We start from the raw sequence: 25,010 nt of genomic DNA on the forward strand, positions 1-25,010 counted from the left end.
AAAAGCTCTTTAAATATCGTAATATTGTGCCAGCGACACCATCATGCTGCCCATCCGTTCTTCATCAGGAGCCACGATCCGCTCTATACCTTCATCCCGCAGAGCTTCCGCTGTCACCTTACCTACAGCTACAGCTACCGTATGCTCTCTGAAGGCAGTTAGCAGCTGCTCAGAGTGTCCTTGTTCCCTCGCATAGGCCATTAGAAACCGAACCTGCGGAGTACTCGTAAAAGTAACCGCATCTATTTTACCCTGTATAATCTCTGATAATAGCGTATCCACCACACTTAATTCAGGAGGAATATGTCGGTAAGGCAATATCTCATAATAATTCGCCTGTTGCTCCTGCAGCCACTTCACGAGCTGCGGAGCGTGGTCTCCGTATAACTGGAGCGCCACACGGCTTCCACGAAGATCACAGGATTTCAGCTCTCTAAGTATGCCAACTGTAGTCCCGTCATCCGCTTTTATCGTCGGGTTGAGTTCTAATGTTTTTAAATATTTGAACGTTTTATAGCCACGGGCCGCAATCTTCGTCTGCTTTAGCCGCTCCATAAAGGCATCGGCCACTCCCATTCCCTGAGCAACCTGATACAGCATCTCCGCACCCACAGATGTAGTAATAATAATCCAGTCCGCGCCTTCTTGAATGAACTTAGTTATTTCGGTTTCTACCTTTTCCTTCTCAATGGCAACGGTTCCTTGCGCCGGACGAACCAGCGGAATGCCTCCCAGCTTCTCCACTATAATACTAAGCTCTGCAGCTTTCCTCGGCCCTGTTAGTGCAATCCGTTTTCCTTCCAGCCTTCGCATGATCCCGCCCCCTCTATACATCACCAATTCTAACATTAGGTTTTAGATATTTGTAATATATAGTACAGAGCCTTGTTTCACAACCAACAATTGCTTATAGTAAGCATAAATTTTTCTTATAGATCAATGAATATCTTTCTTCTTAAACCGTCCGCCCTTCACATCATGAATGTTACCTACTGCCAAGAATGCTGTTGGATCGTAATCCTCTACGATTGACTTAAGCTTTGCTTCCTCCAGCCGTGTAATGACGCAGAAAATAACTTTTTTATCGCCGCCCGTAAAGCCGCCTTCTCCATTTAAATAGGTAACTCCGCGGCCCAATCGACTGAGAATAGCTTCTCCGATATCTCGGTACGATTCGCTAATAATCCATACCGATTTGGACTCATCAAAGCCCTCTATGGTGATATCAATCATTTTAAAAGCTATATAGTAGGCTATTAATGAGTACATCGCATGATCCCATCCAAAGACGAATCCAGCGCTGCCCAGTATAAACAAATTGAAGAACATAACAATTTCGCCTACTGAGAAAGGTGACTTTTTATTGACCAGAATCGCAACAACTTCCGTTCCATCCAGCGATCCTCCTGTTCGAATTACCATACCCACACCCACACCAAGAATAATGCCTCCAAATACAGTCGCTAGCAGCGGATCTATAGTCAGAGGAGGAACCGGATGCAGCAGCCAAGTGCCCAGGGACATGATCAATACACCAAACAAGGTCGATAACGCGAATGTTTTTCCAATCTGCTTATAGCCAAGAAAGAAGAACGGCAGGTTAAGAAGAAACAGAAATATACCAAGTGGAATCTTTGTCAAATGAGCTAAGATAATGGATATCCCGACGACCCCGCCGTCAATAATATTATTTGGAACAAGAAAAATTTCTAGCCCTACCGATACGAAACCCGCACCCAATACAATAAAAATGGCTCTTTTTAAAAGCTTAATTCTTGTAGCCCGATTATGTTGTGGTGAAAAATGCTGTGGTGTGTTACTTTGGACTGCATTCCCTGTCATCAGCTTCTCCCCCTTCGTTTTTGGTGTTTCCGAGGCCAAACTCAACGGTTATTTCCAAAATAATAAGATCTATAGCGGATAACTGCCCGCAAATAAATTCGCGCGAATGCTCAAGCTCAGCCATTTCCATTTGATTCATCAATGACTGCTTGCGTATTTGCAGCCGCTCCAAATAATGCTCAATCTTCGATTTGCGGTATGTTTCTGCCATTTTTCCACCCCTCCCAATAACTCCCTGTAAGGATAGTTTACTTGAAAAAACCAAAATCATGTTTCCGCGTTAGAAAAACTAACCTTCTTACTTCTATTGTATTCATATGTATACATTTATTCAAACTTTTTTTATAAAAAATAATAAATATTTTCCAAGTTGAGGGGCAACCTACAGTATCAAGGAAAAGGAGCTGTTACATTTTATGAATAAAATACGGTTTCTCCTACTTTGTTTCTTGCTTCTCGCCCTAATAACCGGATGCACAAATAAAAAATCGGAGCAGCAATCAGGTTCCAACAAGAGTAAAAATAGTACTCAAAAGGCACAAAGCCAGAAACAGCAGCAAGATAAACCCATCGACACAGAGCTTAAATCACAGATGAAAATGTATAAGGATATTAAGAAGTATGAAAATGAGGAGAACGAAAAACAGCGTAAGCTGGACAAGCAGCAGCTGAAAAAGATGCAAAAAGCAGATCAGAGTAAAGGGACACAAAGCGGCGGGGGCGGAGGAGAAAGCAAGAGCCAGGATAATCAAAGTAAGGATAAGAAGAAATAAGAGAAAACAGCCAGCACTCCTCCCTAAGCATGCAAAATCTATATAACAAAGGCCATCCCTTCGTTCATTAGAAGCCGGATGGCTTTTTTGAGCACATCCAAACTCGCCGGACTGGAAAACCGCCGCCGTTTCAGCTAGTCTTATAAGAAACAGATTGATTGTGAGGAGGAACAAACGTGAAGCCAATTCTGGAAGTTGAAGCTGTAACCGGTGGGTACAGCCGAATCCAGCCCGTTCTGCATAACCTGACGTTTCATGTTCAGCCTGGAGAAATGGTTGGCTTAATCGGATTGAATGGTGCCGGGAAAAGCACTACGATCAAGCATATTCTCGGATTAATGACGCCACACCAGGGGGAAATAAGGTTAAAGGGACAGCCTTTGGCTGAATCGCAGGAACAATATAGGAAGACATTTGCCTACGTCCCAGAAAGCCCCCTCTTATATGAGGAACTTACTGTACGAGAGCATTTGGAATTGACAGCAAGGGCATACGGCATCGACCGTAGCACCTATGAGCAGCGTTCAGCCCCATTGCTGCAGCAGTTTCAGATGGACACTCTTACTGACAGGCTTTCTTCACATCTGTCCAAAGGCATGCGGCAGAAGGTCATGATTATGTGCGCGTTCCTTGTCCAACCTGAGCTCTATATAATAGATGAGCCGTTTCTTGGACTGGATCCTTTGAGCATGCGATCTTTGCTGGAGCTAATGGTTGATGTGAAACAGAGTGGTGCCGCAATACTTATAAGCTCCCATATTTTAGCTACTATTGAGCGTTATTGTGATCGGTTCCTGGTCCTGCATCAAGGGAAGTTAATCGCTTCAGGAGATGTGGGTGCACTCCGTGAAGTTGCCGGAATGCCTGCCGCTGCACCGTTGGATGATGTTTTTTGCGATTTGGTGACAAGGAGCTGAGCCGCTTTGATTGATTTGCAAGCATTATACCGGAGTCGTGCAGCACTGTTTCTCAAAGAAATTCGTCCCTATCTTCATTATGCTTTGCAAGGCGGAGCCATGGCTATTGGCATTGGCTTTCTGCTATTCTCTATTGGCTATAGACAGTTCTTACAATGGGTCACGCCTGCCTTTCCTTGGGAACTTTTATCCGCTGCCATCATGCTCCCTGCTCTAGCAGGCGGACGAATCCGTACTTACTTACAGGAAGCCGATACTTTGTTCCTTTTGCCTCAGGAAAACGGGATGAAAGCCTATCTGAAAGCAGCCATGAATCGCTCGTTAATTGTACAGTTAGCCACAGTAGCAGTTGTCTGGTTAATCGTATGGCCACTCTATCACAAGCTCGCCGGATCAAGCGGATGGATGTTCCTACTATTGCTAGTCCTTTGGTATGTGTATAAACGAATCATGCTGTTCGGAAAATGGACGGAGCTTCAAATGCAAGAGAAACGAACGAGGTTCCTGTTTCAAATTATACGATGGATCCTAAGCGCCACTATCGCGTATGGCGTCATAGCTAACAAACCAGCTGTTGGTATTTTACTGATGTCCCTTTTATCGATTGCCTATCTTGGTTTGCTGCGTCTTCCTAGACAACACATCGTGAATTGGAGCTTGTTAATTGATGTCGAGCTGCAGCATAGAGCAAGTATTTACCGCATCTTGAATTGGTTTGTAGATGTGCCTTCAATTCAAGGTAAAGCAAGGAATGTACGTGGCTTGGATCGGGCAACCAGGTGGATTTCTTTTCGACAGGATCATGCTTACTCCTACCTGTATACCCTTGTGTGGCTGCGCTCGGAGCTGTTCGGAATTACTATGCGTTTAACTCTCATAGGTGTCCTTCTACTTGCAGCAGTTCACAATGATATAGCACTAGCTTGCATATATTTGGTATTTGCAGCCATTAGTACGCTGCAGTTATCCGAGATGAAGCTTTACTATCACGAGCATGTATGGCAGCATATTTACCCTATCCATGCGGAACAACGGAAACGTTCGGTCGGCAATATCAGGTACCGCATTCATCTGGGTATACTTGTCCTGCTTACTATCCCTTCTCTCTTAACGTTTTCCAACCCATTATGGGCAGTGGGCTTATTACTGTTAGCCGCTATCTCGTCAGGTTTATACCATCGCTATCGTTAAGCGGACATATAGGAATCTCGAATATTTCAGAACATACTTTCTCCTTTAACCGGCTTGTCGTATAATAACATGGAGCCTTTACTATAATCAGCTTGGAAAGGAATACCTTCATGCGCCCCACTCCCATGATTACCAGAGCGGCACGCCCACGTGGTGTCCGACCCAAAAAACTATTATGGACTCTTGTCCTGCTATTGCTTGTATTGGCAGTAGGTAGCGTCACGATCTCCACTTATGTCGGCTGGAAGCTTACTCACCCCGAGCATAAAGCATTAACCGACAGCCCGGACAAGCACGGTTTATCGTTTGAGCCCGTAGAGTTTGAGAGCCGCAATAAAGACGTTAGGTTAAAAGGCTGGTTTATCCCTGCTTCCGACACCTCTACTCCTGCAAAAATGAACATTATTTTCGCTCACGGCTACCGTGAAAACCGACTCCAATCAGGCGCAGAGGCCCTTAAACTGGCCAAAGAGCTTGTTACGCAGGGCTATAATGTGTTAATGTTCGACTTCCGCAACTCAGGCGAGTCTGAGGGTAATCTAACGACTGTGGGCTATTTGGAGAAGTTCGATCTATTAGGAGCTATCGATTGGACCCGTGCCCATCATCCAGAGCCAATTGCTTTGCACGGCTTCTCCATGGGAGCTACCGTCGCTCTTCTTACAGCTGCGGAGGACCCGCAAATCGCAGGCGTGGTAGCTGATAGTCCATTTAACCATCTGACCCGCTATTTGGAAGATAATCTACCGGTCTGGTCGAAACTGCCCAACTATCCGTTCACCCCACTCATTCTCGGCATTCTGCCGCCTTTAACGGGGATTGACACGGACCAAGTGGATGCTATGGCTGCCGTAGATCGTATCTACCCACGCCCCGTTCTGTTTATTCATTCCGCTGAAGATGCTTCTATCCCTTATCGGAACAGCGAATCGATGTGGGAGAAGCATAAAGACAGCTTCCAGATATGGAAACCTTCCGCAGGTCGGGAGCATGTACGAGTCCATGCCAAGCTCGCAGCGGAATACGAAAGCAAAGCTCTCGATTTTTACAAGAGCTTGCAGCGTTAAGATCACCGCAAGCGGAGAACAATAGCGGAAGTACTTGTTCTCCGCTTGCATAGTCTGCATAAAATAAAGCGAGATAACGGAACAGCTAGTTCCGTTATCTCGCTTTATTTGCGTACTGGTGCTCATATTCGTCTAAATAACTGAATCCCGACTTCCGCTATCGCACTCTATTGGAGAAAGCAGATCGAATAACGGAACTCCGTTCCGTTCAGCACCTTCAGGGCTATAAGGCCCCCCCAATTAGTACTTTCTATAAAAGATGGGGCTGTCCCTCAAAGGTCAATTGACCTTTGAGGGACAGCCCCTTTCTTGCAGAGAATGACTATATTATTCGTCTGTCTGTTAATTGATGAACTCCGCTTTTTGCAGCAGACGCTTGACCATGACAGAAGCTTCCGCACGTGTCGCCTGCGCCTTTCCTTCGTAGTTGCCTTCCGACTTGCCGTTGGCAATACCGGCTTGAACGATGGCAGCGACAGAGTCCTTGGCCCATCCTGCGATGGAGCCGCTGTCCTTGAACAAGCTCAGAGCTTGATCTGTCTGTTGAGAACCGTTAGACAGCTTAGCATAGCGAAGCGCATTGTTCATCAATACCGCGAGCTCCTCGCGAGTGATCGGTTGATTAGGGCGGAATGTGCCGTCCTCGTAACCAGTCAACAGCTTGGCATCATAAGCTGCAGCAACGACACCCTTGAACCAGTCTTTATCGCTAATATCATTGAAACCGACAGCCTTGCTGTCATCAAGACCTAGTGACCTGACAATAATGGCCGTAAATTGTGCTCTTGTAATATTGCTGTCAGGCTGGAACTGATTTTCCGATATTCCTTGGACAATAAGCTTGGATGCCAGCAGCTCGACATCCGCTTTGGCCCAATGAGCAGCAGTATCTTGAAAGCTCTGCCGATGCTCGACAACCGTATACAAGCTATTACCATTACGTTTCAGCGTCGCAACCCATTTACCGTCAGTAAGGGTAAATACGGATGGCACAAACCGCAGTTCACCCGTCGGTGCCAGCATTACGCCGGTTGTTTGTTCAGGCTTCAAGTTGGTAGCCTCAATATGGATAGTTCTGTTGACGAAGGTACTTCCGAAATTCGTAACGGTTTCCGCCTGTCCGTTTCCAGTTACCGAAACCGCGAAGTCTACAGCCTTAACCAGCGGTTTAGCACCTATCGCAGATGCCTTGCCAGACAATTCCGAACTCTGGAGGTCATTTGCAGTAGTCATAGTAATGCGGATCTCCAGCTTATCCGATGTTGTCTTCAGCTTAGCGGACAAAGCTGCAAGATCAAGTGAGCCAACTGGAAGCGCGTAAGAACCAGTGGAGCTGGCAATAACCAGGGTGGCATTACGGTTTTTGTCCGCAATTGCGAGCAGTGCTTCACCAGGGATTTGAGCCACTACTGAAGCGGCGTCACCCGACTCGATACGGATGATGATTTTGTCTTGGCTCAGCTCCAATGCCTTGCGGATATCATCCATCTTAACCGTCACGCTTGCTTGTATTCTACCGTCCTCCGTTTTAACAAGCTCCGGCTTAATTGCAACACCGCTGTCCGTTACTGTAGTTGGGGTAGACGGAACGTAAGAAGAGCTAGGGCGGTGATTATTGCTGGTAGTACTTCCGGTCGGCTTGGTTTTTGTCTCAATCCTGCCTTCTACAGCCGGTGTTACCGTGCCTCCCAGCAAGCTTAAGTAATTAATAAAGTTTTCATAATCAGGATAGCCTAAATCTTCATGATAAGCGCCGTTAGTGACTGCCTGAGCGAATGATACATAACCGTCACCGCCATTAGCCATAAAGCTGTTGGTGGCTATCCGGTATGTTGCCGTCAAGCTAAGAGGCTCGTATGACATATCTTTTTTGATCTGCACATCAAAGACACGGCTTCCTGCCGGTTGGCTCGGATCCCACTTGAACTTCATGCCGGCCACTTGCGGGAATTTCCCCGGCAAATCTGCAAGAGTAGCTCCGCTTACTCCGTTCTCCAAACCATCCAGAAGCTGCTGTCCGGTAACATCAAGTATATATAAGGTGTTGCCAAACGGTATCACCGTTCTTACTTCGCCCATTGTAATGTCGCCTTCAGGGATGGAGGCTCTGATACCACCACCGTTTTGAATGGCGATTTGTGCACCTTTCAATTCCTTACCCTTTGAAAGCATACCATCGGCTATAAAGTTACCCAAATTCGTTTCTTTTGAGCGGACGTTAGCTCGTTCGCCATCAAGCATTACCGTCGTTTTACCGACGATTTGGTTTTTTAGCACATCAAGCTCCGCATTGTAACTCGCAAGCTTCACCTTAGCAGCAGCATCTTCAACAACCGCTGCAGTCACAGGCTCCAGCTTGCCTTTCGTAAAGTCCGGGGAAGTGATGACATTGCCGTGGCTGTCAAATGTAATTTCGACACGCCCCAGAAATTTACCCCACTCATTCGCTTGAACGATCACCGTTGGAGTCTGATGTACGCTATCCGTTACAATTTCAGGTGCATCCAGCTTCGTATGCGTATGCCCTCCGACGATTAGATCGATACCTTCTACAGCAATTGCAAGATCCTTATCACGAGCGTAACCCAAGTGGGATAAAGCAATGATTGTATGGATCCCTTCTTTTTCCAATTCTTTAACTGTTAGTTGCGCTGATGCCGATGCCGCATTGAACACGACATCCTTACCCGGACTGGATGTTTCCTTCGTATCCTCTGTCGTAAGTCCGAATACACCGACCTTATGACCGTCTCCCGCATCCAATATCACATACGGGTATACACCTGCTGAAGCTGTTGTCCGCATGCCGCCTTTACCATAGGTGTTGAGAGTAACCGAAGACTTAAGCAACGGTTGGATGTTGGCGTCTTTGGAAAAATCAATATTTGAGCTGACCAGCGGGAAATTCGCATCTTTCACGAAATTGGCCAAAACGGCCGTTCCTTGGTCAAATTCATGGTTACCGAACGTCATGGCGTCATAGCCCATATCATTCATGAAGCCCAAATCCGCTTTACCCAACCACTTTGTGAAGTAGAGGTCGCCGGAAAATACGTCCCCTGCATCCAAGAGAATACTATTTTTCGACTCCGTGCGAACTTGTTTAACCAATGTTGCGCGACGTGCTGCATCCGCTAGATGAGCGTGTGTATCATTGGTATGCATGACTGTAAGCGTCCAGCTCTCTCCGCTGCCAGCCGGCAATACCTTCACGCTTGCTTCGGCCACGCCATAACCGTCAGCGCTTGTTGCTGTAAGGACTGCAGTTCCAGCTGCAATGGGCGTAACTGTACCATTAGCGTCCACCGATGCTACGGAAGCATTGGAAGACTTCCATGTGACGGTTGCTGCGGTGCCGCCAACCGGTGCTACTGTAGCGTTCAGCTTCACTGGAGCTGCTCCCGCTTCCAGTGACAGTGATGTTTTATCCAAAGTAACCTTTGTTACGTTCAGCTGCAATATTGCGACGGTACCCCCAACTTCATTAGCTACAAGCAGCAAAGGCAGTCCCGTTGGACTGACGGTTGCCGGAATGAATTCGATACCCTCCGGAGCAGCATCCGACAGTATGTTTGTAAAATTGCGTGTATTGATGTAGTTGAAGAAAACAGGGTGAACAGGATCGGTCACATCATAGGTCATAATGCCCCCGATCCGTTCAAGACCGACAAACGCGAATACTTTCTCGCCAACTGCGCCAATCTTAATATCTTCTGGCTCCGGTCCCTTCTTCGTGCTTCGACTATCTAATGTAGCGTTGCTGTTACTTGCGTTAAAGTATTTCGGCAAGCGCTGCGAAGTAATTTCCTCGAAAGCATTGCCGCTATCAAACACCTGCTCCATTGTATCCGCATTCCATACAGAGAATGACCTGCCGCCGTACATGTATATGCTGTTCTTATCCATGTCACTGGCCACTTCTACTTTATCGTATTTCGAAGTATTAGCAGGATCGCTCAAAAATTTAGCTGCGGCTGATGAAGGTTCCAACTTGCTCTTCATGTCTTTGATGGTAGATCCGTTCTTACGTCCCGGCCAATCCGTAACGTCCCCTTCATTACCGGTAAACAGATAGGTTTTACCATTAAGCGTGTAAGACGCAATACCATCCGGCATGTACATCCCATTGAACGGGACGTTCTCCAGCTTGATCTTGCCGTCGTTTACCAAGTCTAGTGCATTCTTAGGATCATTCAAATCCTTAAAGCCCAGTCCCTTGACAGCTGTTACTTTCTTAGCCGCGATATCAATAACCGCTACAGCATTATTCTCCTGCAAGGAGACATATGCTTTCGTATTGTCAGCGGAAAGCGTGATATATTCCGGCTCAAGATCTCTAATCGCATCGGCTTTTGTACCGCTGCCGTTAATCATGCCGGTAACTGGATCAGAAGCACCGCGAATATGAACCTTATCGTCAATCACGGATGGATCATTGAATTTCACACGGGTAACCGTGTCTGTAGTTGTATCGACGATGGTAACACTGCCTTCCGGGTCCTTGCCTTGTTCCCGAGGCTCACCCTCATCGGCGGTAAGCACATATCGGCCGTCTGGAGTTGATTTGATCATATCCGGTTGTACGCCGGCTTCATACGATTTGAGCAGAGCTCCATCGTAATTCAACATTAGAATTTTGCCGTTTTTCATCGAATCTTTTTCCTGTAAGGAGACGAATACCCGTTTCGTTGCTGTGTTAATATCCACACTGGTCAAGTCTCCATATACGAAACCGCCTGTTTCGGACAAATCTTTAACAGCGACACTTTTATCTTTGGATATAGAACCGCCTACTGTCAATGTGGCGATATCCAGAGTCGGCGGGTTGCCTGAGCCGTTAACTACGTAAAACTTCCCGTTATCCTTGTTATATTTGACGATTTCGGCCACACCGCCGTCGGCATTAGTTTGACCTACCGAATATTCGCCAATCTTCGAAACACTCATCTTGTCCGGAACCGCTCCAGCCAAGACATTGAGCGGAAGCGTTTTGCTAGCCCATGGCAGCGGGTTGGTTGCGCTATAGACTGAATCGTAGACAGAAACTGTAACCGACTTCGCCCCTTCCGCTCCGGCTGCCGGGGTTCCTGCTATGACTCCTGCCGAATTGATGGAAAGTCCTGCGGGTAACCCTGTGGCGCTGTATGTATAAGGCGGTTGGCCTCCAGTTGTTGTAACAGCCGCCGAATACGGCAGGCCGATATAAGCGTCCGCTATCGCTTCAGTCACAACTGTAACTTTAGAATCCCACTTTCCGTCGGCCCCACTGCGTGGTCTGTTTATACTAATGTCCGTCGGGTTGGCCGCGTCGTAATCAACTTGTTTAAAATCAGTTTTGTTATTATCGCTATCGGTCAAAGTTTGACGGCGAATCGCTTTTTTCTTGGATGTGCCTTGATCCGAGCCGGTCGGATAAGCAGTTTCATAGCCGTTGATATCACTGTCTTTATCGTTGCTGCCGGTCCCCAGCATGTCAACGTACCCTGCAGGCTTGTTAATAAAAGGATTGACATCCGTCAGCGTCGTTTGGTTACTGACTAACGCAATCTTAAGACCTTTATTGATGATATGACGTTCTATACTGAGATCGCCTTTGCCAGAAATGTTAAGCTTTGTTGCAACTGCCGGTTTAGTGGGGTCATTAGTTGGATTTCCAACAACTAAATAAGAAGAGTGCGCTTTAATGGTGCCACTTAGAGGAAACATTACCCATGGATCGGTTGGGCCTATATAGACATCTTTTTTATTCGCTGAACCGGCTTTACTTGCACGGTCTGCGTATTGCAGCGACCAACCTTCGAGACTCACGTCACCATCTGTCGGATTGTACAATTCGATGAAGCCGTTGGATACGTTGGTATTTCCACCCTCATCTGTTTCGTACCCCGCTCCGCCCCCATACACCTGATTGATGAACACATGCGAGACATTTACGTCATAGCTCCCATTCGCCTTATATGGCGTTCCTGCCAAAGGCGTTGCAGCTGCCTGTGCAGGAACAACAGCTAACAAAGAACCAGCCAGCATCTCCGCTGCAAGCAGTAGTGAAAGAACTTTATGGTTTCTCTTTCTCAAGACACTATCACTCCTTGTTAAAATATTCCTATCTACCTTAACAAAGAATTATAAACTCGGATGTCATATATTTTTAAGTTATTGTAAACGCGCATGAGCCACAGAAGCTCTGCTGCTTCTGCGATTCGAGATCCAAAAAGAGTTACGCTTAGGTTGCTTAACTTGATGCAATTAAGAAGAGAAATAAATAGCGGAAGTACTAATTCCTTTATCGCCTGGAAAACAAAAAAACAGAGGGATAGCGGAACAGCTAGTTCCGTTATCTCTCTGTTTTTGTACATTATGCTATTGCTCGCCCAAAATAAAGGCATTCCGGCTTCCGCTATCGCCTTAAGTTGGAGGTGACAATTGAATAACGGAACTTTCAGTTCCGTTTCACTCCTTTAGGGCTCATAGCAGCAGCTCCGATTAACTCCTTCAGTGCTCACAGCAGCAGCTTCGCCACTATCAAGCTTTCAGGCTTTCAGGCTTTCAGGCTTTCAAGCTAACTACCTCACGGCCGATTGTGCATCTTTATAGGTAATTTTCTTCCCTGTACGAGATGATTCGTATATATCCATGACTAAGCTGAACGTTTTGTAGCCTTCGGGTCCATCAATCCAGAAATGTTGGTCTTGCAGCAAATGCTCGTAAAAATCACGAATTTGCAGCTCATGGCTTACTCCCCAGTAAGACTTTTCTCCCGTATTATTTACAGGAGGCTCGGTCAGAACAGTCAGCTGTCCATCCTGCTCCAAATACAAGGTTTCGCCTCTTTGAACCAAGGAGCCTTTTTCAAATACAACCTCAAGCTCCACAGGAGAGTTTTTCAAGTAAGCATTTGTAGCGTAGAAGATAGCTCTTGCGCCATTTTCAAATTCCACATAAGCATGAACTGTATCTTCTACCTCAATAACATCCTCCAGTGAATCATTGGAGAACGACCCTTTAACGCTAGCAATATCCCCACCAAACCAATGCAGCAAATCCAAAGTATGAATAGACTGGTTGATCAGTACGCCGCCGCCTTCTGTCGCCCATTTCCCTTTCCACTCGGTCTCATAATAACTTGAGTTACGGTACCAGGTGACAATCCCTTTCATGCAGATCAATTTGCCAAATTCTCCAGAATCAACCGCTTTCTTAATCCGCTGCGAGGCAGCATTATAGCGATTTTGGAAAATGACACCAAGCTGCACATCAGGGTTTTGCACAGCAGCTTGCAGCATACTTTGTCCGGCAGCCTTAGTTTCAGCCATCGGCTTCTCTGTCAATACATGCTTGCCTGCATTTAAAACATCCACTGCCATAGGAGCATGCAAATGATGCGCCGTGCACAAATGAACAACTTGAATATCTTCACGCTTCAGCATTTCTTTATAGTCCGTGTAATAGTCACAGCCATATTCTGCTGCTACTTGCTTCGCTAAACTTTCATTTACATCAACAACCGCCTTCAATTCAGAACTATCCAATCCAACTACCGCTTTCAAATGGATGCCTGAAATTGAGCCGAGTCCGATAATTGCTGTTCCCAATGTTTTCACGGTTTCACCTGATTCCTTATAGGTTGTTGTGTGTATTCCTTACGTACGAGACAAGCCCGTAGGTAAAGGAACACACTTTACTTGTTATCATGAGGTATACAAATAACAAATTCCTTGCATGAATTGGTCAATATATTGCTTTTTTTGCTAATATAAAAATTCATTCATTTTCCAGTCTATAACGATTGACGAGACTAACGCAAATAGAATAGAATTACTAATGTTTGTTAGGCATAAATTAAAAGGGTGAACTCTTGTGTTATCCATGAATATAAAAATATTTGTAATCTGCTTATACCTGCTGCTGATCTATTCAGTTTCACAGCATCTACCTGATTTAAAAATGATTTTCTTCCCAGCTCTCGGCGCATTTTCTTATTTGTTCATTAGCCGATCCTTCCATTTTAGAGATTTTGCCAAGATGATTGCCGGGGCTTCTGTTGCTTCTCTAATCAGTTCTTTACTATTCTTATCCATGACAGGGATTATCCCTTTTTTCATATCAACGCTATGTACGATATTATTAATTAGGAAGTTTAACTTGAACGCACCTCCAATTTTGGCCATTGCGCTCATTCCATTTTTCTCCCGGCCTACCCACTTCTGGAGTCTTCCATTGGCAGTTCTAGTTTCCTTGCTGGGCTTGCTGCTAACGCTATCCGCCGTTGAATTGGCCGTAGCATTCGCCGCTCGAAATCAATGGATCCAACGCTTGCGTAAACGCACAGGCACGTCTGTGGATACAACTATTGACTCTTAAAAGCTGTTCCTTCTGTAACCGGCAGAAGGATGCAGCTTTTTTCATTTCCGGATGTTCGAAAAGATGGAGTTGATGTGCAAAATCAATACTTTTGTGGTTGAGAAAACGAATGACCCTTCAGTACCTGCGCCATTTACTCTTTACTTGTCTTCGTTCTAATAGCGGATATGGAAGACACCCCAAGTAGGAGCAACGGAAGGATCACTGAGAATATAAGTGCAAACGGACTCCAGTTTTTGGAAAGATAGTCGTTAATATAGATGGTATTGGGATAGCACATTAAAGATAGTACGATTAACCCCAATGCCATTGGAACGATGAGAGGCTTCTCATCCTTGATATTCATGATTTGGACAAAACTTATAATTGAAGCGTGAAAAGTAAGAACAATTTTTATGAATATGGACAATACCCAAATAGAGATCATAATTCCTTCTACCCGTTCAAGAAAATGACCGATACTAATATTTTTGGCAAGCGTATACGCAGGAAATAACTGATTCGTCGTTAATGTAGGTCCGAGTACAGCAATGCTTCCTACTGTAGTAATAAAGAGTGCTGCACCTCCTATTAATATACCTGCGGCAAAACCGTTCTTGCGCCCTTTCGTCTGGGATACAAATGGGTAGAACATGAGCAAGACTATCAATTCTTGCAGGCCCCAAAAGGTAACTCCGCCACGCACGATCGGTTTTAACCCAAACTCCATGACAGGTAAAAAATTGGTGATATCAAATTTCGGTATCAAAGGCAAAATTAGCAGTAAAAACAATATAATTAGCCATGGAAAAAAAACTTCCGCAGCACGTGTATATACAATAAGCCCAGATCGAACGGTCATCACTACAACCAGCATAAACAGCATTTGCAGTACTTCCATAGGCGTTTCCTGCATAATTTGAGATGTTACAAAATAACCAAGATCTCCAATCATTAGCGATGCCAACAAATAGAAGAACAACATAAAGCTAAGGGAGACGACTTTGCCGAACCATTTCCCAAGCGTTGTCTCGCAATATTGAACCAATGTCTGACCGCCCAAACGCTGCCCCAGCATGACATATAACACTGCATTCAAGAGATTGAAGCCAATACCGACAATGCAAGCCAGCCATGCATCCTGCTTAGCCTCAAAGGCAAGGCCTGAAGGTGTAATAAGAATCGACGTACCTATCATAAAAAAAGTAACTAGAATCACAAACGAACGCTTGCTGATGATTCCCGCCTTTTCCATAGTGCTGCCCTCCTCTTATTTGAAAATCGAATATACAGCACGTGGATACGGCCCCAACGCAGCTGCAATCCAATCGAGAGGATTAGGCAGCTCCAAGTTCAAGCTCTTTGCAGAACATAGTGCAGTTACAGTTAGTGTTATCAGAGCCAACGTCCACAGCTCTTTATGATTTCGTTCTCTCCATAATCGAGGAAATTCCTTCAGGATAGTCCAAGCCAAGGTACCAGCAACACCGACAAATAGCCACATTAGAGTACTCCTATTCCTTTCTTGTATAATCCACTGGCTGCAAGATTGTCCCCATTCTACGAAGAATAGAGTTCACATGGACACGAACTTTAACGGTCGTAAAAACGTTATTCCAATCTTTAATTTGATGCCAAACCTTCGGATATTGGTGGTGAAGCGCATCGCCGAATCCATAAATATCCGTACCGAGATTCTTTTGTACTTTTTTGATTGAACCTTCGATTAAGGTCACTAGTTTGTTATCCGTCAGTTTTTTCAGTTCTGGGACTATGGTTGCTTTCGATAGATCTATTCTGCATTCGGCATCTGATATATCCTGCTCTATTCTAATATGTACATCAAATTCCGGATGCCCGTTGTGGATACTTGCTTTAATAACTGTATCAGAACGGATAACCTGCATGGTAATATTGCCTTCTCCTTTAGGGCATGGAATATAACCGGTCGTTTGGTAAACTGAATTTTGGACATAATTTAATACTTTTGTGTCATTTTCATCCAACCAACCTACCATCCGATCTGCTTTGAAAGCTGCCATGCCAGCATATTGTAATACGACGGGAGGTTCGATATATTGCCCATTCGTCGTTTTTCCCCCAATGCTTCGATCACCAACGATTTCAATTCCTGTTATGGAAGGGCTTTTCCCCTCCGTCTCCAAATCTTGAAGCAGGTGATTAAGCGTCATGCTGCCGGTAGCTGACCATAGTTTATCCGAGTTATCAAGCTTTGTATAAATATTATTTGCAGGAATCGGGTCCATCGGACTATTCATTTTTAATACTTCGGAAGCGTCCGTCTTTCTCGCAATCACAAAATAGAAATCAGTTCGCATCTCCATATTTCGTGACAAGAAATCAAGCTGTTTACTGATCCCTTCTTTAGCCGCCTTTTCCCCTATGATAACCATACGCAAATGAGCGAAATATAAGTGTCGTGGAGCTTTTACGGTCATTCGGGATAATGCTTCAGGAATCGTGGTGCCTATCTCTTCGTAGGTAACGACTGGGCTCGCGGTGCTGATGCTTCCTTTTTTGCTGGCAACTTGACCTGGATTAACGGTTTGGACCGTAATTTTATACTTACCTTCGGATTTATCGATCCCCATACCAACTACAATATTCAGGTCATTCAATTCATGGCGGCTCCAGCAGCCAGTCAACGATAATGATAAAAATACTAAGAACAAGCAAACTGCAACCGCTCGTTTCATTCGAACTCCTCCTCACCGACGTTTCTGGCGAACGAGATTCTTTTGGCGAAAAATTTTGGGCCGAGTTATAAGACGGGGAAATGAAAACCGAAATAGGGTATCTTTTTGATCAGACAGATGAAACGGAGCCAGTGACGACATATAAGGCACACCGAATGAGTTAAGCCCGCACATATGTACCACAATGGCTATAAGCCCAACAAAAATGCCGAATAGACCGAAAGAAGCGGCAAGAATCATTAGCAAAAACCGGATAATTCGGATGGTTATCCCTAAGTTAAAAGCAGGAAGAACAAAATTGGATATGGCTGTGATGGACACTACAATAACCATAGCCGCGCTGACCAGCCCCGCTTCCACGGCAGCTTGTCCTACCACAAGTGTTCCTACAATAGATATCGATTGGCCTACCGTCCTCGGCATCCGTACGCTCGCTTCCCGTAAAATTTCGAATGTCACTTCCATCAGGATCGCTTCAATAAAAGCGGGAAACGGAACCCCCTCTCGCTGACTCGCCAGATTATAAAGCAGCGTTGTCGGCAGCATCTCTTGATGGAATGTGGAAATCGCAATATAAAAGGAAGGCGTTAAAAGCGCCAAACCAAATGATAAGAAGCGAAGCAATCGAATCAATGTTGCAAAATCTGCCCTCTGGTAATAATCTTCGCTGGATTGAAAGAATTGAGTGAAAACAGCTGGAACTAACAGCGCAAAGGGAGTACCATCAACCATAATCGCCACTCTGCCTTCCAGCAATCCCGCAGCCACAACATCAGGCCTCTCCGAGTTGAATATGGTTGGGAAGGGAGTAAATCGCTTGTCTTCAATTTGCTCTTCAATGTAGTTACTTTCCAGAATCGCGTCTATGTCAATTGATGATAACCTCTGCTTAACTTCCTTTAGCACATCCTCAGACACAATGTTCTGGATATAAACAACTGCCACTTCGGTTTTAGTTACTGTACCTATGCTCATGGTTTCCATCCACAAGTGACGGTCTTTAATTTTTCGGCGAAGCATCGCGGTGTTCCAACGCAATACTTCTGTAAACCCTTCGCGGGGTCCTCGTACAACAGACTGTACATTCGGTTCTTCTACCGTTCGCGCCACTAACTCCTTCGTTCCAATAGCTAAACCACGTGAACACTCATCAAGCAGCAGGATACTATCGCCTGATAATAGAAAACTATACAGTTCCTCGAACGAAAAGATATCGACAACCATGCCTGTAGAAATAACACTCTTCTTGCAATGATCAAGCAATTGTTCGGAATTAAAGTCTTGTGTACCCTCGCCTTCACAACAGGTAAGTAGAGAGTGAACCATGGAATGCAGATTGGAAATTCCCTCAACATAGAACACAGTCCCCTGAATAAAGCGATTGTTACCCAAATCTATTTGAATATCGCGAAATGTAATATCATCACTATTCCCAAGCCCCTGCTTGATCTGCTTTAGGTTGTGAGCAAGATTCAAGCTTAGTGTCTCATCCACATCATCCTCATGCTTAACCATGCAATCCTCCTAATATGCAGCGCATCCATAATGACTATTGTCCGCTCAAATTCCATATTTATGCATAATCAAGATAAAGCATATTTACAAGAAGCAACGGCATATCTGAAACAGTAATCGATTTAGAATACATACCTCACAACTAATTTCATATATTTCACAAAGGGGTACTATGGAAATTTAGTACTCTTTTTTTGTATCTGTTCCATGTACAATACAATTATACAATTAGCACCTGGTAATAGAGCAGCCGTTCAAAGACAGTCCCCATAAGAGGAGTCGATCCGTATGATGTCAGTTCTTATAGCCTTTTTAAAGCTTGTGTTTCGGATTTTTTTTAAATTTCGAATCGCTGGATTGGAGAAACTCGACTTCAGCCAACCCGCTATTCTCATATCCAATCACGTTTCACTGCTTGATGCTGCATTACTCGCAGCTTACCTGCCAGAAGAAGCTACCTTTGTAGTAAACACAACAATCGCCAAACGACTCGGTCCACTGCTTAAGCTGCGTAAACATATTACCGTTGACCCCTTGAATCCCTATTCGGTCAGAACGATGGTCAAAACTGTTCAAAGTGGTGTTCCGTTGGTACTTTTTCCGGAAGGACGTATTACAGTAACCGGTGGATTAATGAAAATTTACAGCGGAATTGGATATATCGCAATGAAAACCAATGCTAGAATCTTTCCAATCGCCATCAATGGTGCGGAACGTTCCAAGCTCTCTTATATCGGTCATAAAATCAGGACGGTATGGTTCCCTGCCATTGACATCCAGATTGGCGAGGCCTTCAGCATAGCCCAACAGCCGAATGTCTCGATGAAGCTGCAAAAGGAACTTGCAGCCGACAAGATCCTCATCGTCCTGCAGGAAGAGCTGCTGCAAAGCAGATTGAAGCGTGACGTCAATCTATTTAATGAGCTGCTGCTGCAAGCTTCGCGCAATGGCTGGCAGCGTGTCATCTGCGAGGACATGTCGCAGAAGCTGACTTATAGGAAGCTGGTTCTCGCTTCCTATGTATTCGGCCGCAAGCTGCGCCCGCTGCTGCGAGGCGAAGCAGCAGCCGGCTTGCTGCTGCCTAACTCGAACGGCCATGCGATCGCACTGTTCGCCCTGTTCCGGCTAGGCGTCACCCCAGCGATGCTGAACTTCTCCGCAGGTGCGCAGAGTCTGCAGGATGCTTGCGAGACTGCTGTGCTGCGAACGATTCTTACGTCACGCCAGTTCGTCGCGAAAGCTAAGCTGGAGGAGACGGTTGCCCTTCTTGCGAAGCAGTGCAGCATCATATATTTGGAAGACGTCAAAGCTGACGTCCGTCTTTCCGATAAATGGGGAGGGTTAACCGACCTGATGCTGCGTAAAAAAGCGAATCACGGCTTTAACGACGTTATCCTGTTCACTTCAGGCAGTGAAAGTAAGCCTAAAGGTGTTGTGCTCGGTCATGAGCAGCTGTACGCCAACATCCAACAAGCCCGCACGGTATTTGATTTCACTTCAGCGGATAAATTGTTCAATGCGCTGCCTATGTTCCACAGCTTCGGATTGACGGCTGGCACGCTCCTGCCCATTCTGACCGGCATGCCAGTTATTCTGTATCCAAGCCCCCTTCATTACCGTGTCATACCGGAAGTCGTTTATGACCGTAATGCAACGATTTTATTCGGTACCTCTACCTTCCTTGCAGGGTACGGACGCGCAGCGCATCCTTACGACTTTCATTCGTTGAGATATGTAGTCACAGGCGCAGAAAAATTGAAGAAGGAAGTAAGCGAGCTATGGAGCCAAAAATTCGGCCTTCGCATCATGGAAGGCTATGGCACCACGGAAGCCTCTCCTATAGTTTCAATCAACTCTCCGCTAGCCTATAAGAAGGGTACAGTCGGACGACCTCTGCCGGGAATACGCTTCAAGCTGGATTCCATTCAAGGCATTGAATCAGGCGGCAGCCTGCTAATCCAAGGGCCTAATGTGATGAAAGGGTATTTGATTCATGGTAAAGGCTTCGTGCCTTCGCAGGAATGGTATGATTGCGGAGATGTAGTAGAGCTGGATGAGCAAGGCTTCCTTGCCATCAAATCGCGGTTGAAGAGGTTCGCCAAAATCGGCGGTGAAATGATTTCTCTGCAGCTTGTTGAGGAGATGGCGGCAGCTTGTTATGGAGACTCAGCGATAGGCGCAATCAGCGTCCCAGACGGTCGTAAGGGAGAGCGAATTGTGCTCTACGTCACTAAGCCCGACTATAGTCAGCAGGAGCTGAAGGCCCATATCCTCGATGCAGGCTTCCCTCCTCTGCTGCTCCCCTCCAAGCTTGAGGTGATCGATAAGCTCCCGCTTCTTGGAAGCGGTAAAACCGACTACCTTTCCTTAAAAAAATTAGCGGAATCCTCGTTGGATAAAGGAGCTTGATCTAATGAATCTGAACCGAACGAATCCATTGTCCACTCAAGTTGTTGTGGGTAGGAAACCGGAAAGCCTGCTGAAGCGTCTGTTGAGCCCACTTTCTACGCTTTTGTTCACACAATTCCTATCCGCTTTTGCCGATAATATGATTTTGTTCATCACGCTTGCAATGATCAAGAACTATGCTCTTCCTGACTTCTATATCGGCGTCGTTCAAGGCGCCTTCCTGTTCGCCTTTGTCATTCTTGCTCCTTTTGTTGGAGCCTTCGCAGATAAAAATGCCAAATCCCATGTGCTTTTAATCGGTAACCTAATCAAAGCGATAGGTATCGTTGGCCTCTTCACTGGCCTTGATCCCGCCGTAAGCTATGCCATTGTCGGCATCGGAGCTGCTGTATATTCGCCAGCCAAGTATGGCATTCTGACTGAGTTAACAACAACCGAGTCGGGCTTGCTGTCAGCCAATGCAAAAATGGAGGGCTTCACCATCCTCGCTATCTTGACCGGTTCGCTGGCAGGGGGAACGCTGGCAGGCTACTCCATCAATGCCGCATTGGCGGTATGCTTGGCCTTGTACCTGGTTTCGCTGCTCATGACCTTACTTATTCCCAAAGGTCCCGTCAATAATCAGTTGCATTATAGACGTGAGATGCTAACCTTTTTTAAGGAAACCGGAAAGCTGTTTGCGGATCGTAAAACCCGTTTTGCCTTAATAGGCACTGGATCCTTCTGGATGTCGTCAGCCGTATTTCGATTAGCCTTGATCGCTTGGGTTCCCATTCATCTTGCCATCGATTCGCTGGACCAAATCTCCATGCTAACGGCAATTACAGGTGTGGGCATCATGATTGGTGCGCTTGTCACTCCGAAGCTGATCCCTGCTGAAAAGTATTACAATGCTTATCGATTCGGCGCTGTCATGATCTTCGCAATGCTGCTATTTCCACTAACTTACATGCTGCCGTTGGCTGTTGTGCTCCTGCTGTTAATCGGCTTTGCCGGAGGCGTATTCATCGTGCCGATGAATTCAGCTCTGCAGGATGAGGGCCACCGGATGATTGGGTCTGGTAAAACGATTGCCATACAGAACATGGTGGAGAATGCGCTCATGCTAGCTGGAGTGGGTATCTACACACAAATAACCAAGATGGGGGCCTCAGCAGACAGCTCTATAATCGGGGTTGGAATTGCACTTGCTGTATTCATAGTCTTCTTATCAAGCCAGGTAAAACGATTGAAAGCTTAAACATGTAGCTCCCGGCAAGCTATTGCTACAAATTTGTCATAGTTGGGCTTCAAATAATCTATTACAGCGTGGAGGAAAAAGTATAATATAAGTACAACATTCGTTCGGAAAGGAATTAAACTCCATGCAAACCTACATGACTTTAATTATTGTCACCATGCTTGCGGCTCTTATTGGTACGCTTCTAGTCGGTTTCTCAAAGAAAAACAAAGCAGGCGACCCCTCCTATGATCGACAATTGGTCGGCAATTGGGGACGACTTGGGGTTTATTATATTGCCATGACCGTAATACTGGTCGTATTGTTAGTTTTTATGCTTCGCAGCTGAAAAGGAAAGTGTATCGAATCCTGCTTCAGCAAGGACACATTCAAGAGACCCATCGCTCAATTGAGCGATGGGTCTCTTATATAAGAAAAGGGGGGTTGAATATTAGTATAGACTTAGTTTCTTAATGCCACATTAAAATAAGATTTCAAGTTTATTACGTTATGAACTCATTGATCACTTTTGCCAGCTTCTCTGGTGCTTCTACCATACTCATATGGCCCGCACCCTCAATTTGCTGCTGCGCAATTTGCTCGCCACTCACTGAAAACGCCCGATCAAGGGGGATGATCTGATCATGAACTCCCGCTACAAGCAGTACAGGCGTTTGGGCATCTGCCAGTACACCGTTACGATCCGGGCGTGTTCTCATGCCTTCCAATGTGCGGATTGCACCATCGGGACTCGTGCTCTCACCAATTGTAATGGCTTCACGAATCGCCTCAGGCATGGTCTTCACATGCTCGGGCGCGAACAGCTTAGGGATTAAGCCGTCTATAAAGACCGGCAGTCCTTTTTCCCGAATCGTTTCCATTCCTTTGACCCGGCCTTCCTTGCCTGCATCACTGTCTGGATAGGCTGTCGAGTGAATGAGACCAAAAGCCTTTAACAGGTTAGGATAGCGTTCCGCAAAAGCCAATGTCACATAGCCGCCCAAAGAGTGACCTAATACAATTGCCTGCTCAACCTTAAGATGCTGAAGCAGCTGTGCAAGATCCTCAGCTAGTACTTCCATAGTATAGTCACCCTCTGGCGCAGACGAGCTCCCGTGCCCCCGCAAATCAGGTGCTATGATCCTGTAATTATTAGGCAGCAGCGGCATGAGCTTATTCCAATAAGCGGAGCTCCCACAAAAACCGTGCAGCAGCACAACTGCCTCTCCCTCACCTTTTTCCGTATATGCGAAGCGTGTACCCTCATGTTCAAAATACTTCTTATCCATCTATCCAGCTCCTTCCTTATCTTAAGGATATCCAACAGCGCCATTTTAACACAATCTTTTACTATTACCCAAAAAAAGTAAACAAAAAACACTCTATTCCGCTTCGCCTAAGCTTGTTAGCCGGAAGCAGAATAAGAGTGTTGTAATAATAAGCATTACTCAATTGTTCGCGAATGGGTTAATAATTGGTGCTGTCGGATCAACTACGATTCCTGTTGAATTAGAGGGGGATCCTGCTGCATTTACGGCAATTGGCTTGTATTTGGCAGACACATAGGTTTCCGCCTTCGCCTCCGTAATCACCTGAGCATACATTCCATCCGGCTTCGGATCGCTAAGCGTGTAAGTAATCGCTGCTGTACCGTCTGCTTGAAAGCTAATCCCAGTAATAGCTATTCCATATCCAGGGTTCGGCATTTCGCCGCGGGATAGGATGACCTTATTCACATCTGCGTTCACCTGCTCCACAATGACCTTTACATCACCCTGCTGGGGCTGCGGCTGCTGCACCGTATGCTTTTCAACATATTGAATTGCGTTGTACAGTAAAACCGCTGCTTCACCACGGGTCATCTCCTGCTTTGGATTTACCTTACGATCCTCGTCCAGCTTAGCTAGCTTATACAAATACATCCGCTGCAAAGCTCCTTGGTAAGACGGAGTGATTTGGTCGTCGTCAGCAAATATAATGAGCATTTTTATTAATGGAAATTGTCCTTTGGTCTCCATGGCAGGAACTAGCAAATTGGCATATTGTTCACGTGTAATTGTCGCATTGGGATCCACATTTTGCGGGATTTCAAGACCATTCAGCTTGGCTATAATAAAGGCTTCTGCATACCAAGCATCATTAGGCACATTCGTGAAATAATCGCTTGCCAGCGGTTGTTTGATAAACCTGATTGTGTCGATGTTGAGATTCAGCCCTTTTACAAGTAAGCTTATACTTTGCGCAAAGCTGATTGTACCCCGCGGCGCAAAATGCTCGCTGTCCAAGCCCGCAACTATTCCTCTATCCTTCAGCTGGAGGATTGGCTCCTTCTCCGCTGTATCCAGATCTGAAAATGCAAACACAGAACCTGCAGATAAGCTGCAAACCAACGCTGCAGTAGTAATAACAGAAAGTAGCTTTTTCATCAGATTCATCCTTTTCATTGGGAAATTATTATTTTATTGCCTTAAATTGCTCCGGAGTTATTCATATAGACGGTCATGTTCTGAAAAAGGTTGCTGAAACATAAAAAAAACGGCCTGTCTGCTTGCTTAGAAGATTGGGTGCGTATTCTGTAGCCTAATCCACTTTATTGTTAGGTTACAGGTAAGCGAAAACCTGAGGCAGTGCCTCAGGTCCTTTGTATGCAAACCCATACGTTGGTACTTGGGGAGGGAATTGGGTGTGGGATTCCGGCCGCTGTTGAAGTCATGTTCCTTTTAATTTATGGCTTGGCAGCGGTTTGGAGCACGCGCTTCAAATGCGGATGCTATCGCTCCTCCATCCCACACCCATCCCTCTTTTGTTCTACTTTCTGTTTTGTGACACTTAAAAAAGACCGTTCATCCAGCCCCTTACTACAAACGGGCCGATAAACAGTCTTTTTAAATTAACAGACTCCTATTAATTGATTATCCTTTTAAAGCTCCAACCATAACACCCTTTACGAAATATTTCTGCACAAAAGGGTACACACATAGAATAGGTATAGTTGCCACCATAATAGTAGCGTATTTAAT

At 45.6% G+C, this 25,010-nt stretch carries 19 protein-coding genes and 1 pseudogene; 8 read left to right on the plus strand and 12 right to left on the minus strand.

Annotated elements, in window-relative coordinates:
• Positions 1-9: 9 nt before the first annotated feature.
• From GC093_RS01240 to GC093_RS01250, 3 genes are all read right to left on the minus strand, one after another.
• Positions 10-813 carry a uroporphyrinogen-III synthase gene (locus GC093_RS01240; protein ID WP_171650034.1) on the minus strand — a complete coding sequence of 268 codons (804 nt, stop codon included), beginning with the start codon at positions 811-813 and terminating at the stop codon, positions 10-12.
• A 123-nt stretch (positions 814-936) separates the two neighbouring features.
• Positions 937-1,842: a YitT family protein gene (locus GC093_RS01245; protein WP_171650035.1), complete on the minus strand. Its 906-nt coding sequence runs from the start codon at positions 1,840-1,842 to the stop codon at positions 937-939.
• Positions 1,817-2,053 (minus strand): hypothetical protein, encoded by a 237-nt coding sequence (locus GC093_RS01250; protein ID WP_171650036.1) that lies wholly within the window; start codon positions 2,051-2,053, stop codon positions 1,817-1,819. Before GC093_RS01250 ends, GC093_RS01245 begins: the two co-directional genes overlap by 26 nt.
• A gap of 205 nt (positions 2,054-2,258) precedes the next feature.
• Here GC093_RS01250 and GC093_RS01255 point away from each other — a divergent pair, with 205 nt between their 5' ends.
• The 4 genes from GC093_RS01255 (at position 2,259) to GC093_RS01270 (ending at position 5,790) form a co-directional block, all read left to right on the plus strand.
• On the plus strand, positions 2,259-2,615 hold the full coding sequence (locus tag GC093_RS01255) for a hypothetical protein (protein ID WP_171650037.1): 357 nt from the start codon (positions 2,259-2,261) through the stop codon (positions 2,613-2,615).
• A 176-nt stretch (positions 2,616-2,791) separates the two neighbouring features.
• The gene (locus GC093_RS01260) at positions 2,792-3,532 is read left to right on the plus strand and encodes an ABC transporter ATP-binding protein (protein ID WP_171650038.1); all 741 of its coding nucleotides are present in this window, start codon (positions 2,792-2,794) and stop codon (positions 3,530-3,532) included.
• Positions 3,533-3,538: 6 nt separating this feature from the next.
• On the plus strand, positions 3,539-4,723 hold the full coding sequence (locus tag GC093_RS01265) for an ABC transporter permease (RefSeq protein WP_171650039.1): 1,185 nt from the start codon (positions 3,539-3,541) through the stop codon (positions 4,721-4,723).
• A gap of 125 nt (positions 4,724-4,848) precedes the next feature.
• On the plus strand, positions 4,849-5,790 hold the full coding sequence (locus tag GC093_RS01270; RefSeq protein ID WP_171650040.1) for an alpha/beta hydrolase: 942 nt from the start codon (positions 4,849-4,851) through the stop codon (positions 5,788-5,790).
• A 342-nt stretch (positions 5,791-6,132) separates the two neighbouring features.
• Here the strand turns inward: GC093_RS01270 and GC093_RS01275 are convergent, their stop codons facing one another.
• Positions 6,133-11,865 (minus strand): choice-of-anchor I family protein, encoded by a 5,733-nt coding sequence (locus tag GC093_RS01275; protein WP_171650041.1) that lies wholly within the window; start codon positions 11,863-11,865, stop codon positions 6,133-6,135.
• Between the two features lie 488 nt (positions 11,866-12,353).
• Entirely contained in the window at positions 12,354-13,391 is a 1,038-nt protein-coding gene (locus tag GC093_RS01280) for a Gfo/Idh/MocA family protein (protein ID WP_171650042.1), read from the minus strand.
• A gap of 265 nt (positions 13,392-13,656) precedes the next feature.
• On the opposite strand from GC093_RS01280, the gene GC093_RS01285 reads away from it, so the two are divergent.
• Complete coding sequence (locus GC093_RS01285) at positions 13,657-14,151, plus strand: hypothetical protein (RefSeq protein ID WP_171650043.1); 495 nt, start codon at positions 13,657-13,659, stop codon at positions 14,149-14,151.
• Between the two features lie 133 nt (positions 14,152-14,284).
• Here the strand turns inward: GC093_RS01285 and GC093_RS01290 are convergent, their stop codons facing one another.
• The 4 genes from GC093_RS01290 to GC093_RS01305 are packed head-to-tail and all read right to left on the minus strand — an operon-like array spanning position 14,285 to position 18,362.
• Positions 14,285-15,385: a GerAB/ArcD/ProY family transporter gene (locus GC093_RS01290; RefSeq protein ID WP_171650044.1), complete on the minus strand. Its 1,101-nt coding sequence runs from the start codon at positions 15,383-15,385 to the stop codon at positions 14,285-14,287.
• A gap of 15 nt (positions 15,386-15,400) precedes the next feature.
• Entirely contained in the window at positions 15,401-15,634 is a 234-nt protein-coding gene (locus GC093_RS01295) for a hypothetical protein (protein ID WP_171650045.1), read from the minus strand.
• A gap of 10 nt (positions 15,635-15,644) precedes the next feature.
• Positions 15,645-16,847 (minus strand): Ger(x)C family spore germination protein, encoded by a 1,203-nt coding sequence (locus GC093_RS01300; protein WP_171650046.1) that lies wholly within the window; start codon positions 16,845-16,847, stop codon positions 15,645-15,647.
• A 12-nt stretch (positions 16,848-16,859) separates the two neighbouring features.
• The gene (locus GC093_RS01305) at positions 16,860-18,362 is read right to left on the minus strand and encodes a spore germination protein (RefSeq protein ID WP_171650047.1); all 1,503 of its coding nucleotides are present in this window, start codon (positions 18,360-18,362) and stop codon (positions 16,860-16,862) included.
• Positions 18,363-18,653: 291 nt separating this feature from the next.
• Here GC093_RS01305 and GC093_RS01310 point away from each other — a divergent pair, with 291 nt between their 5' ends.
• The 3 genes from GC093_RS01310 (at position 18,654) to GC093_RS01320 (ending at position 22,339) form a co-directional block, all read left to right on the plus strand.
• Entirely contained in the window at positions 18,654-20,771 is a 2,118-nt protein-coding gene (locus tag GC093_RS01310; protein WP_171650053.1) for an AMP-binding protein, read from the plus strand.
• Between the two features lie 4 nt (positions 20,772-20,775).
• Positions 20,776-22,011, plus strand: a complete 1,236-nt coding sequence (gene lplT, locus GC093_RS01315) for a lysophospholipid transporter LplT (RefSeq protein WP_246313277.1) — start codon at positions 20,776-20,778, stop codon at positions 22,009-22,011.
• A 136-nt stretch (positions 22,012-22,147) separates the two neighbouring features.
• Positions 22,148-22,339 carry a hypothetical protein gene (locus GC093_RS01320; protein WP_171650048.1) on the plus strand — a complete coding sequence of 64 codons (192 nt, stop codon included), beginning with the start codon at positions 22,148-22,150 and terminating at the stop codon, positions 22,337-22,339.
• A gap of 154 nt (positions 22,340-22,493) precedes the next feature.
• Here the strand turns inward: GC093_RS01320 and GC093_RS01325 are convergent, their stop codons facing one another.
• The 3 genes and pseudogenes from GC093_RS01325 to GC093_RS35640 all read right to left on the minus strand — a co-directional run.
• On the minus strand, positions 22,494-23,279 hold the full coding sequence (locus GC093_RS01325; RefSeq protein ID WP_171650049.1) for an alpha/beta fold hydrolase: 786 nt from the start codon (positions 23,277-23,279) through the stop codon (positions 22,494-22,496).
• 159 nt (positions 23,280-23,438) lie between these two features.
• Entirely contained in the window at positions 23,439-24,416 is a 978-nt protein-coding gene (locus tag GC093_RS01330; protein WP_246313278.1) for a protease complex subunit PrcB family protein, read from the minus strand.
• A gap of 486 nt (positions 24,417-24,902) precedes the next feature.
• A pseudogene (locus GC093_RS35640) lies at positions 24,903-25,010 on the minus strand (carbohydrate ABC transporter permease); the annotation flags it as partial.

This window comes from Paenibacillus foliorum (assembly GCF_013141765.1).
Taxonomy (GTDB): Bacteria; Bacillota; Bacilli; order Paenibacillales; family NBRC-103111; genus Paenibacillus_S; species Paenibacillus_S foliorum.